Annotated in this window: 13 protein-coding genes and 1 pseudogene; 5 read left to right on the top strand and 9 right to left on the bottom strand. The window is 71.4% G+C overall.

All coding sequences use genetic code 11. The features are described from left to right. Positions 1 to 2: 2 nt before the first annotated feature. Together ACIWQI_RS11175 and ACIWQI_RS11170 are read left to right on the top strand one after the other, a co-directional pair. Positions 3 to 641 (top strand): DNA-directed RNA polymerase subunit beta, encoded by a 639-nt coding sequence (locus ACIWQI_RS11175; protein WP_396657462.1) that lies wholly within the window; start codon positions 3 to 5, stop codon positions 639 to 641. Between the two features lie 203 nt (positions 642 to 844). After that, positions 845 to 1729, top strand: a complete 885-nt coding sequence (locus tag ACIWQI_RS11170; RefSeq protein ID WP_396657461.1) for an aminodeoxychorismate lyase — start codon at positions 845 to 847, stop codon at positions 1727 to 1729. A 230-nt stretch (positions 1730 to 1959) separates the two neighbouring features. Here ACIWQI_RS11170 and ACIWQI_RS11165 read toward each other — a convergent pair whose 3' ends face one another. The 8 genes from ACIWQI_RS11165 to ACIWQI_RS11130 all read right to left on the bottom strand — a co-directional run bounded on the left by ACIWQI_RS11165 (position 1960) and on the right by ACIWQI_RS11130 (position 11079). Beyond that, entirely contained in the window at positions 1960 to 2799 is an 840-nt protein-coding gene (locus ACIWQI_RS11165; RefSeq protein ID WP_396657459.1) for a DUF559 domain-containing protein, read from the bottom strand. 281 nt (positions 2800 to 3080) lie between these two features. After that, a complete protein-coding gene (gene pstB, locus ACIWQI_RS11160) occupies positions 3081 to 3860 on the bottom strand; it encodes a phosphate ABC transporter ATP-binding protein PstB (protein ID WP_396657458.1) in 780 nt (259 codons plus the stop codon). Positions 3861 to 3884: 24 nt separating this feature from the next. After that, complete coding sequence (gene pstA / locus ACIWQI_RS11155) at positions 3885 to 4970, bottom strand: phosphate ABC transporter permease PstA (RefSeq protein ID WP_396657457.1); 1086 nt, start codon at positions 4968 to 4970, stop codon at positions 3885 to 3887. Next, a complete protein-coding gene (pstC, locus tag ACIWQI_RS11150) occupies positions 4970 to 5926 on the bottom strand; it encodes a phosphate ABC transporter permease subunit PstC (protein WP_396657455.1) in 957 nt (318 codons plus the stop codon). Before pstC ends, pstA begins: the two co-directional genes overlap by 1 nt. A gap of 83 nt (positions 5927 to 6009) precedes the next feature. Next, entirely contained in the window at positions 6010 to 7116 is a 1107-nt protein-coding gene (locus ACIWQI_RS11145; RefSeq protein WP_396657454.1) for a phosphate ABC transporter substrate-binding protein PstS, read from the bottom strand. Between the two features lie 127 nt (positions 7117 to 7243). Beyond that, positions 7244 to 8182: an NUDIX domain-containing protein gene (locus ACIWQI_RS11140; protein WP_396657453.1), complete on the bottom strand. Its 939-nt coding sequence runs from the start codon at positions 8180 to 8182 to the stop codon at positions 7244 to 7246. Further along, positions 8179 to 10347, bottom strand: coding sequence for an RNA degradosome polyphosphate kinase (locus tag ACIWQI_RS11135; protein WP_396657452.1), 2169 nt, complete (start codon positions 10345 to 10347; stop codon positions 8179 to 8181). Before ACIWQI_RS11135 ends, ACIWQI_RS11140 begins: the two co-directional genes overlap by 4 nt. 39 nt (positions 10348 to 10386) lie before the next feature. Further along, entirely contained in the window at positions 10387 to 11079 is a 693-nt protein-coding gene (locus tag ACIWQI_RS11130; RefSeq protein ID WP_396657450.1) for a winged-helix domain-containing protein, read from the bottom strand. A 104-nt stretch (positions 11080 to 11183) separates the two neighbouring features. Here ACIWQI_RS11130 and ACIWQI_RS11125 point away from each other — a divergent pair, with 104 nt between their 5' ends. The 3 genes from ACIWQI_RS11125 to ACIWQI_RS11115 all read left to right on the top strand — a co-directional run bounded on the left by ACIWQI_RS11125 (position 11184) and on the right by ACIWQI_RS11115 (position 13371). Then, positions 11184 to 11483 carry a hypothetical protein gene (locus ACIWQI_RS11125; protein WP_396657449.1) on the top strand — a complete coding sequence of 100 codons (300 nt, stop codon included), beginning with the start codon at positions 11184 to 11186 and terminating at the stop codon, positions 11481 to 11483. A gap of 156 nt (positions 11484 to 11639) precedes the next feature. Continuing rightward, complete coding sequence (locus ACIWQI_RS11120) at positions 11640 to 12245, top strand: FABP family protein (protein WP_396657448.1); 606 nt, start codon at positions 11640 to 11642, stop codon at positions 12243 to 12245. A 1-nt stretch (position 12246) separates the two neighbouring features. Further along, positions 12247 to 13371: a YgfZ/GcvT domain-containing protein gene (locus tag ACIWQI_RS11115; protein WP_396657446.1), complete on the top strand. Its 1125-nt coding sequence runs from the start codon at positions 12247 to 12249 to the stop codon at positions 13369 to 13371. Positions 13372 to 13392: 21 nt separating this feature from the next. Here the strand turns inward: ACIWQI_RS11115 and ACIWQI_RS11110 are convergent. Then, positions 13393 to 13799 (bottom strand): annotated as a pseudogene (locus ACIWQI_RS11110) (hypothetical protein); the annotation flags it as partial.

The following is a 13799-nucleotide window of genomic DNA, read 5'->3' as shown; positions in this document are numbered from 1 at the left end:
CGGTGAGCGACGAGTCCCGAGACTTCCACCGGCCGGTGCGGCGTCCCGCCGAGCTGTTCGACCGGCGGTTCGCGGCGAACGACCCGGCAGAGGTCTCCCGCGTCGCCCACAGCACCGCCGCGGCGCTCCTGAACCGGGTGCGGGCCGATCCCAACTCCGCGATCGTCGACCGGCTCATCGCGTTCACCGACGAGCACGGGATCGATGACATCGCCGAGCTGTGGTCGCGCTCGCCGTCGCGCACGCTGCCGGGGGCGCTGTGGCGCCTGTACCTCGTGCAGCGCATGATCCACGACGACCCGCACACGGCGGCGCTGCTGTACGAGCGGGGGCGCGTCGAGATCTCGTCGGCCGATCCCGTCGTGGCGGGTGCACCGAGTCCGGCAGGTCCGGCAGAGCTCGTCGCGCTCGTCGACGAGATCCTGCGGGGGCTGTTCCAGGGCGATTTCGCCATCGCGCTCGAGCGGGCGGCGGCGTTCTGCCGGGTGCAGGCGTCCGGCGCGACGCACCTCGCCGACGACTACGAGGTCACCGAGCCCGAACGCGCCTCGGCGCTGACGAAGCGGGCGCTGCGGCTGTCGACCTACGCGAGCGACCTCGCCGCGTGCGCGCGCCTGTGGCGCATGGAATCCCTGTCCTGAACCCTGCCCGACTCGGTCTGCCGGGGAGGCGCCCGGGGACGGCATCTGCCGGCGCAAGGGACGCAAGTGCCGGGCCGCAGAACGCCTCTCGGCGCGAGGCCGCTCGAAGCGGCAGAAGTTGGAGCCCGGGGTTACTGCGGCCCGGCCGATCAAGTGTAACCGAGGCGCCGCGCGCGGCATTCCCGAGCGCTTAGGCTCGGTGCATGACCTGGCGCTTCTGCCTGATGCTCGAGCCCGCGGCATCCGATTCCCCGCTCACCGACTTCTCTGCGACCTTCACCGTCGTCGACCCCGCTGCCCCGGCGCTCAGCGTCGGCGAGCTCAGCACGCAGCGCGGCGACGGGATCTTCGAGTCGATCGGCGTGGTCGACGGGCACGCGCAGGAGGTCGCGGCGCACGTCGAGCGCCTCGCGCACTCGGCGCGGCTGTGCGACCTGCCCGCACCGCACCTCGGACAGTGGCACCAGGCTGTGCAGCGCGCCGCGGCGGAGTGCGGCCCGGGGGAGGCGGTGATCAAGCTGATCCTCAGCCGCGGCGTCGAGCACGGGCCGGCGCCGACCGCATGGGTGACGGCGGCGACCGCTCCGGACAACTCGCGGGCCCGCACCGAGGGCGTGCGTGTCGTCACGCTGGACCGCGGCTTCGACAGCGGGGCGCCGGCGCGCGCGCCGTGGCTGCTGCTGGGCGCGAAGACCCTCTCGTACGCGGTGAATATGGCCGCGATCCGCGAGGCCAGGCGCCGCGGGGCCGATGACGCGATCTTCGTGTCGTCGGACGGCATCGCGCTGGAGGGGCCCACCTCGTCGGTGATCCTGCGGCACGGCGATCGCTTCACGACGCCCGCCCCCGGGGCGGGGATCCTGCACGGCACCACCCAGCTGAGCGTCTTCGCCCACCTCGAGGCCCAGGGCTTGGAGACGGCGTACGAGCAGCTCCCGGTCGACGCGCTGCGGACGGCGGATGCCGCCTGGCTCGTCTCGAGCGTGCGCCTGGCCGCTCCGGTGACCGCCGTGGACGGCCTCGAGCTCGCGGTGGACCGGGAGCTGACGGCATCCCTCAACCGCTACCTGCTCTCTCCCCGCAACTGAGCCCCGGGGCGTGCCGCTGTATCCGATCGCGCCGGCTGCGGCCCTGCACAACCGCGGGCACGACTGCGGGCACAATCCGTGACACGCCGTCGGCGCGCGATGTTCGGCGGCGTGTCGTCGGTCTTGCCCGCGCTTGTGCCCGCAGCTGCCGGCAGTTGTGCCCGCGGCTGTGCCCGCAGTTGTGCCCGCGACTGTGCCGCAGTCAAGCGGCACGGCCTGGGATCGGATGCCTACGGCGTCGGCGGGAGGCGAAGGTGTCGCTTCGCGGCGACCTGGACCCGGATCGCCTCCTCGACCGAATCCCAATCGTGCACGACCTGGGCATAGTCGAATCGGAGCGTCACGTAGTCCCAGGCGGCCGCCGCGGCGTCACGGACGAGGTCCCTGTGGCGTTCACCCTCGCCGTCGTGGTTCTCACGACCGTCGACCTCGACGATCAGGCGGTCCCCGATCAGGAAGTCGACGCGGCCGACGCCGACGATCGTCACCTGGGTGCGGATCCGGAGCCCGAGCCCGCGCAGCCGCCATCGGAAGAGCGACTCCAGCCCGCTGTCGGCGTCGCTGCGCGCGTAGGCGATCGCTTCGCGCGCAGCATCGTTGGAGTGGGTCCGCAGCCACGCCAGGCCGGCCTTCGAGATCAGTCCCTTGCGCAGCGCCGACTCGAGGGCGACGAAGAAGTCGACGATGCCGCGGCAGGTGAGTATCTGCCGCAGGATGCGGGGTACGCCAGGCTGTTCGAACGCGCCGCGAGGCGCGCCGTCGTCCCAGTGCTCGACGCATCCGCAGCCGTCCTCGTGATACGCGTGACCGTGTCCGCCGAGCCAGACGTGCACGTCGGCATCGGCATCCAGCACCCACAGGCCGAGGTGACGGGCGGCGCTGACGCACGCCAGGACGCCGCCGTGCGTCGCCGCCGCGCGGACCGGATCGCAGGCGTCTGCGCCGGCGTACACGCCCCTCCGCAGGGAGACGAGTTCACCGGATCGCGTCGCGCGCTCGATGCGCCCCCTGCTCTGGCCCGCGTCGCGCAGCTGCCGGTAGGTCCAGACGGGAGGATTCGTGGTGCACATGGATCGATCGTGGACCGCGCACCCGCGGCATCCCGGCCCTCATGGCGTCTGTGCGCACGTGGGTGCGTTTCCGGCTCTGTGGAGGGGCATCGGCGGCGGAAACCCGTGTGCACAGAGGCGGGCATGGCAGCGGGCGTGGTCGGCGACACGCGGATCAGGGATGCCGCAACCGGCGTGTCGCGGATTGTGCCCGCGGTCGTGCCCGGGGCCGCGCAGCTTCCCGGAGCCTGAGGCCGTCGGCCCCAGCGGCCGCCGGCCCGCGCGGCCGCCGCCCGCGGGCCCTACCCGAAGCGTCCCGAGACGTAGTCCTCGGTGGCCTGCACGCTGGGCGTGGTGAAGATGGTCGCGGTGTCGTCGTACTCGATGAGGCGTCCCGGCTTGCCGGTGCCGGCGATGTTGAAGAACGCGGTCTTCTCGCTCACCCGCGACGCCTGCTGCATGTTGTGGGTGACGATGACGATCGTGTACTCCTTCTTCAGCTCGCCGATCAGCTCCTCGATGGCATAGGTGGAGATCGGGTCGAGGGCCGAGCAGGGCTCGTCCATCAGCAGCACCTGCGGCGACACCGCGATCGCCCGGGCGATGCACAGGCGCTGCTGCTGACCGCCGGACAGGCCCGACGCCGGCCGGTCGAGGCGGTCCTTGACCTCGTCCCACAGGTTGGCACCGCGCAGCGACCGCTCGGCGAGGTCGTCGGCGTCGGCCTTCGAGATGCGCCTGTTGTTGAGCCTCACCCCGGCCAGCACGTTCTCGCGGATCGACATGGTCGGGAACGGGTTCGGCCGCTGGAACACCATGCCGACCTGACGCCGCACGTTCACGGGGTCGACGCCCGGCCCGTACAGATCGTCGCCGTCCAGCAGCACCTGACCTTTCACCGAGGCGCCGGGGATCACCTCGTGCATGCGGTTGAGGGTGCGGATGAACGTCGACTTGCCGCAGCCGGAGGGACCGATGAGCGCGGTGACGGTGCGCGGCTCGATCTCCAGCGTCACGCCCTCCACGGCGAGGAAGTCGCCGTAGTAGACGTTGAGATCGTTGACTTCGATGCGCTTGGACACGTTCTTCCTTCGGGTTTCGGGCGGTCAGCGACCGGACTTCGGCGCCAGGCGGCGGCCGATCGCCCGGGCGAGCAGATTGAGCAGCATGACGACGAGGATGAGGACGAGGGCGGCCGTCCAGGCGCGGTCGAGGTACGCGTGCTGGGGGATGCCCTGCTGCGTGTACTGCGTGTACACGAACAGCGGCAGTGAGTTCATCGGCCCCTCGAACAGGTTGTAGTTCATGCTGGCGGTGAAGCCGGCTGCCACCAGCAGCGGTGCGGTCTCGCCGATGACGCGCGCGATCGCCAGCGTCACACCGGTCATGATGCCCGCGATCGAGGTGGGCAGCACGACCTTCACGATGGTGAGCCATTTGGGCACGCCGAGCGCGTACGACGCCTCGCGCAGCTCGTTGGGCACCAGGCGCAGCATCTCCTCGCTGGAGCGGACCACGACCGGGATCATCAGCACCGACAGTGCGACGGCGCCGGCGATGCCGGTGCGGGTGCCGGCGCCCCAGAAGATGGCGAACAGGGCGTAGGCGAACAGGCCGGCGACGATCGAGGGGATGCCGGTCATCACGTCGACGAGGAACGTGATGCCGCGCGCCAGCGCGCCGCGGCCGTACTCCACGAGGTAGATCGCGGTCATGAGCCCGATCGGGATGGAGATCACGGCGGCGGCGAGGGTGATCAGCAGCGTCCCCACGATCGCGTGCAGCGCGCCGCCGCCCTCGCCGGTGACGTTGCGCATCGACTCGGTGAAGAACTGCACATCGAGCCGCGCCAGACCGCCGACGACGACCGTCACACCGACCGAGATCAGCGGGATCATGGCGATCACGAACGCCCCGGTCACGAGGGCCGTGACGAGCCGGTCGGTCGCGCGGCGCGCGCCCTCCACGATGCGCGAGAGCAGCCAGATCGCGAACACGGAGAGCAGGGCGCCGACCACGAGCCACCCGCCCCAGTCGAATCCGCCGGATGCGAGGGCGAGGATGCCGAACAGCGCCGCCGAGACGACCAGACTGCCGCCCAGCACGATCCAGGGGGCACCCTTGGGGAGGTGTCCGGCGGTGAGCGGCACGGATGTCGGCCGGGACACCTGCGGTGCGATCTGCGTGGTCATCAGTTCGCCCCCGAGAATTCCCTGCGCCGCGACACGATCCAGCGCGCGAACGCGTTGACCGCGAACGTCACGACGAACAGGATCAGGCCGGTCGCGATCAGCACGTTGATGTTGACGCCGTACGCCTCCGGGAACGACAGCGCGATGTTGGCGGCGATCGTCTGCGGGTTGGCGGACTGCAGCAGGGCGAACGAGACCAGGCCCGGTGTGGCCGAGAGGACCATCGCGACGGCCATCGTCTCGCCGAGCGCGCGGCCGAGCCCGAGCACCCCGGCGGAGATGATCCCGGAGCGGCCGAACGGGAGGACGGCGGTGCGGATCATCTCCCACCGGGTGGCGCCCAGCGCGAGCGCCGCCTCCTCGTGGAGCACCGGCGTCTGCAGGAAGACCTCGCGGCAGATCGCGGTCATGATGGGCAGGATCATGACCGCGAGCACGATCGCGGCGGTGAGGATCGTGCGTCCCGTGGCCGAGACCGGGCCGGCGAACAGCGGGAACCATCCCGCGTTCTCGACGAGCCAGGAGTAGATCGGCTGTACGGCGGGCGCGAGGACGAGGATGCCCCACAGCCCGAACACGACGGAGGGCACGGCGGCCAGCAGGTCGACGATGTACCCCAGCGTCGACGCGAGCCGTCGGGGCGCGTAGTGGGAGATGAACAGCGCGATCCCGATCGACAGCGGCGTGGCGATGACCAGTGCCAGCGCGGCCGCCCAGACCGTGCCGAACACCAGCGGCCACACATAGCCCCAGAAGTTCTCGCCGGCCGGGAGGATCGACGCGTCCTCGCTCGTCGCGCCGAAGGCGGGGATCGAGCGCAGGATGAGGAAGATCGCGACCGCCGCCAAGGTCACGAGGATCATCAGCCCGGCGGCGACCGCGGTGCGCGAGAACACCCTGTCGCCCAGCCGGAGGGTCGCCTTCGGCTGGGATCTGGCGGGTGCGGTCGTGGTCATGCAGCTCCCTCTCGTGCTCGTCGGCAGGTACGGATCAGGTCCCGGTTCCGCCACAAGTGTGGCGGAACCGGGAACGGGAGGCATCAGGAGATCAGCGCGATCGCGGCGTCGACCTTGCTGCGCAGCTCATCCGAGATCGGAGCGGAGCCGGCGCCGGCGGCCGCCGCGTCCTGGCCGGCCGGGCTCGAGATGTACTCGAGGTACGGCGTGACCAGCGCGGCGGCTGCCGCATCCGCGTACGTCTCGCAGGCGATCGTGTAGCTGATCAGGACGATCGGGTACACCCCCTGCGCCTCCGACGTGCGGTCCAGCTCCACCGCGATGTCGTACGACTCACGGCCCGACTCCAGCGGCGACGCATCGACGATCGCGGCGGCCGCCTCGGGGGTGAAGGGCACGTACTCGGACCCGACCTTCAGCGCCACGGTGCCCAGGTCGCCCGCGCGCGAGGCGTCGGCGTAGCCGATGGTGCCGTTGCCGCCGCTCACGGCGGCGACCACGCCCGAGGTCTGGGCGGCCGCCTCACCGGGCACCGGGGTGGCCGGCCAGTTGCCGTCCGGCTCCCAGGTCCACACGCTCGGCGCGGCCTGGAACAGATAGTCGGTGAAGTTCTCGGTCGTGCCCGAGTCGTCCGAGCGGTGCACGGCCGTGATGCCCAGGTCGGGCAGCTCCACATCCGGGTTCTGCTCGGCGATCCTCGGGTCGCTCCAGTTCGTGATCGTGCCGGCGAAGATCGCGGCGATCGTGTCGGCGTCGAGGTTGAGCGAGTCGATCCCCTCGAGGTTGAAGATGACGGCGATCGGCGAGATGTACAGCGGCAGCTGCAGGATGCCGCTGTCGGCGGCGCACCCGTCGAAGGGACCGGCGGCGATCTCATCCAGGGTGAACGCGCGGTCGGAGCCGGCGAAGTCGGCCGCGCCCGCCTGGAAGCCCTCCCGGCCCGCGCCGGAGCCCTCCGCAGCGTAGTTGACGGTGACATCGGGGTTGTCGGTCTGGAAGGCGGCGATCCAGGCCTCCTGGGCGGCCCCCATGCTCGACGCGCCGATGCCGGAGAGCGTGCCCGAGAGGGCGGGGCCGGTGTCAGGTGCGGAGGTCTGGCCTGCGGTGGACTCGTTGGCGGCGCATCCGGCGAGAGCCAGAGCCGCGACGGCGGTGACGGCGCCCAGCTGGGCGATGCGGGTGAGCTTCACTGTGTGAATCCTTCACGTGTCGGGAAACGCCCGGTGCAGGGCGCATCACGAAGATAGGCAGGCGGTGTGAATGGAATCCGCAGTGCGAGTGAACGGCCGGTGAACGACGCAGACCGCAGAGTGAACGTCAGGCCTTCGGGATGTGCGTCTCGATGGCCACGATGCCCGATCCGGGGTTCGTGGCCGAGAGGTGGACGACCGAGAACGCGCCGAACTCGAGGTTGGAGGCGCTGCCGAGGTAGGACCCCCGCAGGGTGCCGGTCGCCAGGGCCAGCTCGTGCAGGATGTCGGGCAGCACGGGTCCGTGACTGCACAGCACGGCCGGCTTGCGGGCGCGCACGCGCTGACCGATGACGGTGCGGGCATCCGCCTTCCCGTCGTCCCACGCGTCCTGGCTGATCCGCCGCGTGGTGTCGATCGGACGATCGATCGCCTTGGCCAGCGGCGCCACCGTCTTCACGCAGCGCACCGCGGGGCTGGAGATGATCTTGCGCACGCCGAACGCGCGCAGCGGACCCACGATCGCCCGCGCCTGGCGGCGGCCACGCGAGGTGAGCGGCCGATCGGCATCCTCTCCGTCCCAGTCCTCCCTCACGACCGCCTTCGCGTGGCGGAGCACGACGATCGGGAAGGTGCGCAGCACGCCTTCGTCGACCAGGCGCACGAAGCTGTCCAGGATCTCGACGTCGACCGGGTAGCTCAGGCGCGACCGCGCCTTCTTCACGCCGACCCACTCCAGCGCGGCGATCTCGCCATTGGGCACGAACGCCGACGCGGCGATGGCGGTGTCGGTGGCCTCGGCCGCCCAGTAGTGGACGATCTTGGTGCGCTTGCTGGGCAGGCGGTAGCGGGAGACGCCGACGGCGACCCCGAGGCAGACGCGGATGCCGGTCTCCTCGTGGATCTCGCGCACGGCGGTCTCGGCGAGCATCTCGCCGGGGTCGACCTTGCCCTTGGGCAGCGTGACGTCGCGGTAGCGCGTGCGGTGGATGAGCAGCACCTTCAGCTTGTCGCCCGCCAGGCGCCACACGACGCCGCCGGCCGCGTAGACGGCCGTCTCGCTCATCGCACCGCCCGCGCCCGGCGACGGCGCTGCACATTCGCCATGGTGCGATCCTGCAGGTCGACCAGGCGCCGCCCGTCGGCGTCGACGGCGTGCCGGATCCACTCGCCGTCCGGGCCCAGGTGCCACGTGCTGGTGCCGTCGCTCATCGCGAGGTCGAACAGACTCTCCAGCTCCGTGATGTGCGCGGGCGCGGTGACCCGCACGAGGGCCTCCACCCGGCGGTCGAGGTTGCGGTGCATCATGTCGGCGCTGCCGATGTAGACCTGCGGGTCGCCGGCGTTCAGGAACGAGAAGATGCGCGAGTGCTCGAGGTAGCGGCCGAGCACCGAGCGCACCGTGATGTTCTCGCTCATGCCCTCGACGCCCGGCTTGAGGCTGCAGATGCCGCGCACCCAGATCTCCACGGGCACGCCGGCCTGGCTCGCACGGTAGAGCGCGTCGATGATCTGCTCGTCGACCATCGAGTTCACCTTGATGCGGATCCGCGCGGGCTTGCCGGCCGCCGCATTGCGGCGCTCCTTGTCGATGAGCCGCAGCAGGCCCTTGCGCAGATGCAGGGGAGCCACCAGCAGCCGCTTGAACTTCTTCTCGATCGCGTAGCCGCTGAGCTCGTTGAACAGGCGCGTCAGGTCGCGGCCGACCTGATCGTCGACGGTGAACAGCCCCAGGTCCTCGTAGATGCGGCTCGTCTTGGGGTTGTAGTTGCCCGTGCCGATGTGCGAGTAGGAGCGCAGCACGCCGTCCTCCTCCCGGATGACGTTGACGAGCTTGCAGTGGGTCTTCAGGCCCACGAGTCCGTACACGACGTGCACGCCGGCCTTCTCGAGCTTGCGGGCCCACACGATGTTGTTCGCCTCGTCGAAGCGCGCCTTCACCTCGACCAGTGCGAGCACCTGCTTGCCCGCCTCGGCGGCGTCGATGAGCGCCTGCACGATCGGACTGTCGCCGGAGGTGCGGTACAGGGTCTGCTTGATGGCCAGCACGTGCGGGTCGCGCGCCGCCTGCTCGAGGAACGCCTGCACGCTGGTCGTGAACGACTCGTAGGGATGGTGCACCAGCACGTCGGCCTTGCGGATCGCGGCGAAGATGTCGGCGCGCTCGTTGTTGTCGCCCGGCTGGAACGCGATCGCCGTGGTCGGCACGTGCGGCGGATAGCGCAGGTCGGGGCGGTCGATGCGCGAGAGCTCGAACAGACCGCGCAGGTCGAGCGGACCGGGCAGCCGGTAGACCTGCTGCTCGGTGATGTCGAGCTCCTTCAGGAGCAGGTCGAGGGTCACGTCGTCCATGTCGTCGGTGATCTCGAGCCGGATCGGCGGCCCGAACCGGCGGCGCAGCAGCTCGGCCTCCAGCGCCTGGATGAGGTTCTCGGTCTCGTCCTCCTCGATCTCCACATCCTCATTGCGCGTCAGGCGGAAGGCGTGATGGTCGAGCACCTCCATCCCCGGGAAGAGATCGCCCAGGTGGTTGGCGATGAGCTCCTCCAGCGGCAGGTACCGGAGCCGCTCGCCGTCGCCGGGGAGCTCGACCAGGCGCGGCAGCATGGCGGGCACCTTGAGCCGGGCGAACTCCTGCCGGCCGGTGCGGGCGTTGCGGATGCGGATCGCGAGGTTCAGCGACAGCCCCGAGATGTACGGGAAGGGATGCGCAGGGTCGACGGCCAGGGGCATCAGCACCGGGAAGACCTGCTTCTGGAAGTAGTCGTAGAGGAACGCCTGCTCGCCCTCGTCCAGGTCGCCCCACGTGAGCACGTCGATGCCCGCCTCGGTGAGCGCCGGACGCACCTGCGAGGTCCAGGCCTCGGCGTGGCGCAGCTGCAGGCGGTGCGCCTCGTCCGAGATGTCGGCGAGCACGTCGGCCGGCGCCCGGCCGACGTTGGTGGGCACCGCGAGCCCGGTGACGATGCGTCGCCGCAGGCCCGCGACGCGCACCATGAAGAACTCGTCGAGGTTGCTCGCGAAGATGGCGAGGAAGTTCGACCGCTCCAGCAGCGGGAGGTCGGGGTCCTCGGCGAGCTCGAGCACGCGCTGGTTGAACGCGAGCCAGCTCAGCTCGCGGTCGAGGTAGCGGTTCTCCGGCAGCTGCTCGTCGAAGACCTCGACGGCTCCGTCGAAGTCGTCGTCGTCCGCGTCACCGAGTCCGGCATCCAGGATCGGAGTCTCCAGCATCCCTTCATCATTGCAGGGCGGGGTGCCGCGCGGGTGGACTCAGTGCGCGGTGGGCGCCGGCTGCGGCTCGTCCTCCGGGACCTCGAAGCGGTACCCGACATTGCGCACCGTCCCGATGAGCTGCTCCAGGTCGCCGAGCTTGGCCCGCAGGCGCCGCACGTGCACGTCGACCGTGCGGGTGCCGCCGAAGTAGTCGTAACCCCACACCTCGCTGAGCAGCTGCTCGCGCGTGAAGACCCGCGACGGATGCGTGGCGAAGAAGTGCAGCAGCAGGAATTCCTTGTAGGTCAGGTCGAGGGGCCGGCCGTTGGCCTTCGCGGAGTAGGAGGCCTCGTCGATCGTGATCCCGGAGGTCTGGATGCGGGTGGATGCCGGCTGCTCGGCGCTGCGGCGGCCGATCGCCAGCCGCAGCCGGGCGTCGATCTCGGCCGGCCCTGCGCCGGTGAGCACCACCTCGTCGAAACCCCAGTCCGCCGAGACGGCGGCCATCCCGCCCTCGGTCACCACGAGCACCAGCGGCGCCTCCAGTCCCGTGGCCGTCAGCACCTTGCACAGCGACTTCGCGGCGGCGAGATCCTGGCGCCCGTCGACGATGACGGCGTCCGCGGTCGGCGCGCTCACCAGCGCCGCCGGCTCGGCGGGGATCACGATCACCCGGTGGCTGAGCAGTTCGAGCGCGGGCAGGGCGGAGGCGTCCGCCGCAGCGGAGCTCAAGACGAGGATCTGTGCCAAAGGCCGTCCTTCCGGGGTCGGGCCGGGCCCGCGCCCTTCCATGATAAAGGCGTGTTTCCGCGGCACGCGTGCGTCGCGGGGCGGGGTGCGCGATGATGGAGCCGATGGACGAGCAGCCGATGTCGGACCTCGCCCCCCGCAGCACCATCGGTGCCGTGGTGGGCGTGTGGATCGCGGCCGCTTTCATCGGCGTGGCGGTGGGTCTGCTGGCCCCGGCCGAATGGCGGATGGCCTGGATGACCGTCGGGCTCGGCGGCTGCATCGTCCTCACCTTCGCGGTGCAGCTGTGGCTCGGTCGCGCCAAGGGCTTCATCGACCGCGTCGCGCTCACCGCGGGCGGGGCGACGCTGGTGATGGGCGTGATCTCCGCCGTCTTCGGCGTCGTGGCGCTCATCCCCGGGTAGTCCCGCGCCGCGAGCCCCGGGTGGCCTAAGCTGGGAACATGGATCTCGTCGCCCTCGAACTCTTCTTCGTCGGGTTGCTCGGTCTCGCGTCGCTGGCGATCGTGTTCGTCTCGGGTGCGGTGATCGTCAACCTGTATCGCGGCCAGCGCTGACGTCGTGTTCGAGCTGCCGACCGACCTGCCCGCCGATCTCGCCCCGCTGTCCTGGCTGATCGGCGTGTGGGAGGGCACGGGCGTGATCGACTACGAGGCCGGCGGCACCCGCTTCACGGGGGAGTTCGCGCACCGGGTCAGCTTCAGCCATGACGGCGAGCCGTACCTCAACTACGCCGCGAACGCGTGGCTGGCCGGCGCGGACGGCGCGCAGGGCACGCCGCTGGTCGCCGAGACCGGCTTCTGGCGCCTGGCGCGCCCGGCCACCGACGGCGACGCGGGTCCCGGCCTGCTCCCGCCGCGGGAGGCGGCGCCGGCCCGGACGGTCGACGACGTCGAGCGGCTGCGCACGGCGGAGGGCGGCTTCGACATCGAGGTCGCACTTGTCCACTCCGACGGCGTCAGCGAGGTGTACCTCGGTCAGGTGAACGGGCCCCGCATCGACATCGCCACCGACATGGTGGTGCGCACCGCCGGTTCCAAGGAGTACTCCGCGGCCACGCGCATGTACGGGCTCGTGGACGGCCACCTGCTGTGGGCGTGGGACATCGCGGCGCTCGGGCGCGACATCGCCTCGCACGCCTCCGCCCGGCTGGCGAGGGCGGACTGACATGTCCGCAGCGACACCCCTTTTCACCGCGGTGCCCGGAGCGGTCGCCGATTCCGCCGGCATCCTGCACTTCGGCAATCCGCTCGCCGAGCAGCGTGCGCTCGCGGCCGGGCGCGCCATCGTTCCGCTCGACGACCGCCGGGTGCTCGCGGCGACCGGTGCCGAGCGGCTGAGCTGGCTCGACTCGATCACCTCGCAGGCGCTGACCGCCCTCGCGCCGGGCGAGAGCACCGAGCTGCTGGTGCTCGACCCGCAGGGCCGCGTCGAGCACGTCGCGGCGGTCGTCGACGACGGTGCCACGGCCTGGCTGATCGTGGACGCGGACGATGCCGAGCCGCTGCTGACCTGGCTCATGCGCATGCGATTCCGGGCCGCCGTCGAGCTGCGCATGGCCGACGAGTACGCCGTGCTCGGCGCCGTCGCGCCCGAGGGCCTCGGGCCGGTGCCGGGGCACGTCGTGGCCACACCCGGCGGCATGGCGCTGGTCTGGCGCGACCGCTGGCCGGAGGTCGCACCGGGCGGCTGGGGCTACGCCACCGCCGACCCGCACCCAGGGGCGCAGCGGCACTGGATCGAGGTCATCGTGCCCGTCGGCGCGCTCGACGAGGTCGCCGCCGAAGCGACCGCGGGAACGATCGAGGCGGCCGGGCTGCTCGCCGCCGAGGCTCTGCGCGTCGCCGCGTGGCGCCCGCGCCTGGCGACCGAGGTGGACGAGCGCTCGATCCCGCACGAGACGGACTGGCTGCGCACGGCGGTGCACCTGAGCAAGGGCTGCTACCGAGGACAGGAGACTGTCGCCAAGGTGCACAACCTCGGGCACCCGCCGCGGCGGCTCGTGCTGCTGCACCTGGACGGGTCGGACAGCGTCCTGCCCGAGCACGGGGCTGCCGTGCGCCTGGGCGACAAGGTCGTCGGGGCGGTCACATCAGCGGCGATGCACTACGAGGAGGGGCCGATCGCGCTCGCTGTCGTGAAGCGCTCGACACCCGCCGACGCCGACCTCGTCGTCGAGGCCGGGGAGGTCGAGATCGCCGCCGCCCAGGAGGTCATCGTCCCGGCAGACGCCGGCGCGACGGCATCCATTCCCCGCATCCCGCGGCTGGGACGGCGGCCCGCGGCGGGCTGATCCGGCCCCGGGCCGCTCGGATCAGGCGAGCGGGGCGACCGCCGACCAGGGCACCGTGAGCTCGCCCAGCCGCCAGCGGGATCGCCCGCGCAGGGGCCAGCCGGCATCCGCCATCGCCTGCAGCGCCGCGCGCCAGCGCTGGACCGCGCCGAAGGGGGTCATGCCGGCCGCGCGCTCCCACTCGCGGTCCAGGGCCGCCAGCAGCGCGTGCACGGGCTCTCCGGGCACGTTGCGGTGGATGAGCGCCTTGGGCAGGCGCTCGGCGGCGATGGAGGGATGCCACGGCTCGCCGTCCGTGGCGACCCCCGAGCCCGTCGCCCCCGAGCTTGTCGCCCCCGAGCTTGTCGCCCCCGAGCTTGTCGCCCCCGAGCTTGTCGCCCCCGAGCTTGTCGAGGGGCGCACCGAGATCGTCAGCGACGCGGGCACGG

The sequence above is a fragment of the Microbacterium sp. genome, from assembly GCF_044508325.1.
Taxonomy (GTDB): Bacteria; Actinomycetota; Actinomycetes; order Actinomycetales; family Microbacteriaceae; genus Microbacterium.
Note: the sequence above shows the minus strand (reverse complement) of the source record. Positions and strands in the feature narration are given on the sequence as shown.

Bases quoted from the DNA above. Each gene is read 5' to 3' on its own strand.
- ACIWQI_RS11170 (WP_396657461.1), top strand. From the start codon at position 845: ATGACCTGGCGCTTCTGCCTGATGCTCGAGCCCGCGGCATCCGATTCC.
- pstC (WP_396657455.1), bottom strand. From the start codon at position 5,926: ATGACCACGACCGCACCCGCCAGATCCCAGCCGAAGGCGACCCTCCGG.
- ACIWQI_RS11140 (WP_396657453.1), bottom strand. From the start codon at position 8,182: ATGAGCGAGACGGCCGTCTACGCGGCCGGCGGCGTCGTGTGGCGCCTG.
- ACIWQI_RS11165 (WP_396657459.1), bottom strand. From the start codon at position 2,799: ATGTGCACCACGAATCCTCCCGTCTGGACCTACCGGCAGCTGCGCGAC.
- ACIWQI_RS11115 (WP_396657446.1), top strand. From the start codon at position 12,247: ATGTCCGCAGCGACACCCCTTTTCACCGCGGTGCCCGGAGCGGTCGCC.
- pstA (WP_396657457.1), bottom strand. From the start codon at position 4,970: ATGACCACGCAGATCGCACCGCAGGTGTCCCGGCCGACATCCGTGCCG.
- ACIWQI_RS11125 (WP_396657449.1), top strand. From the start codon at position 11,184: ATGGACGAGCAGCCGATGTCGGACCTCGCCCCCCGCAGCACCATCGGT.
- ACIWQI_RS11135 (WP_396657452.1), bottom strand. From the start codon at position 10,347: ATGCTGGAGACTCCGATCCTGGATGCCGGACTCGGTGACGCGGACGAC.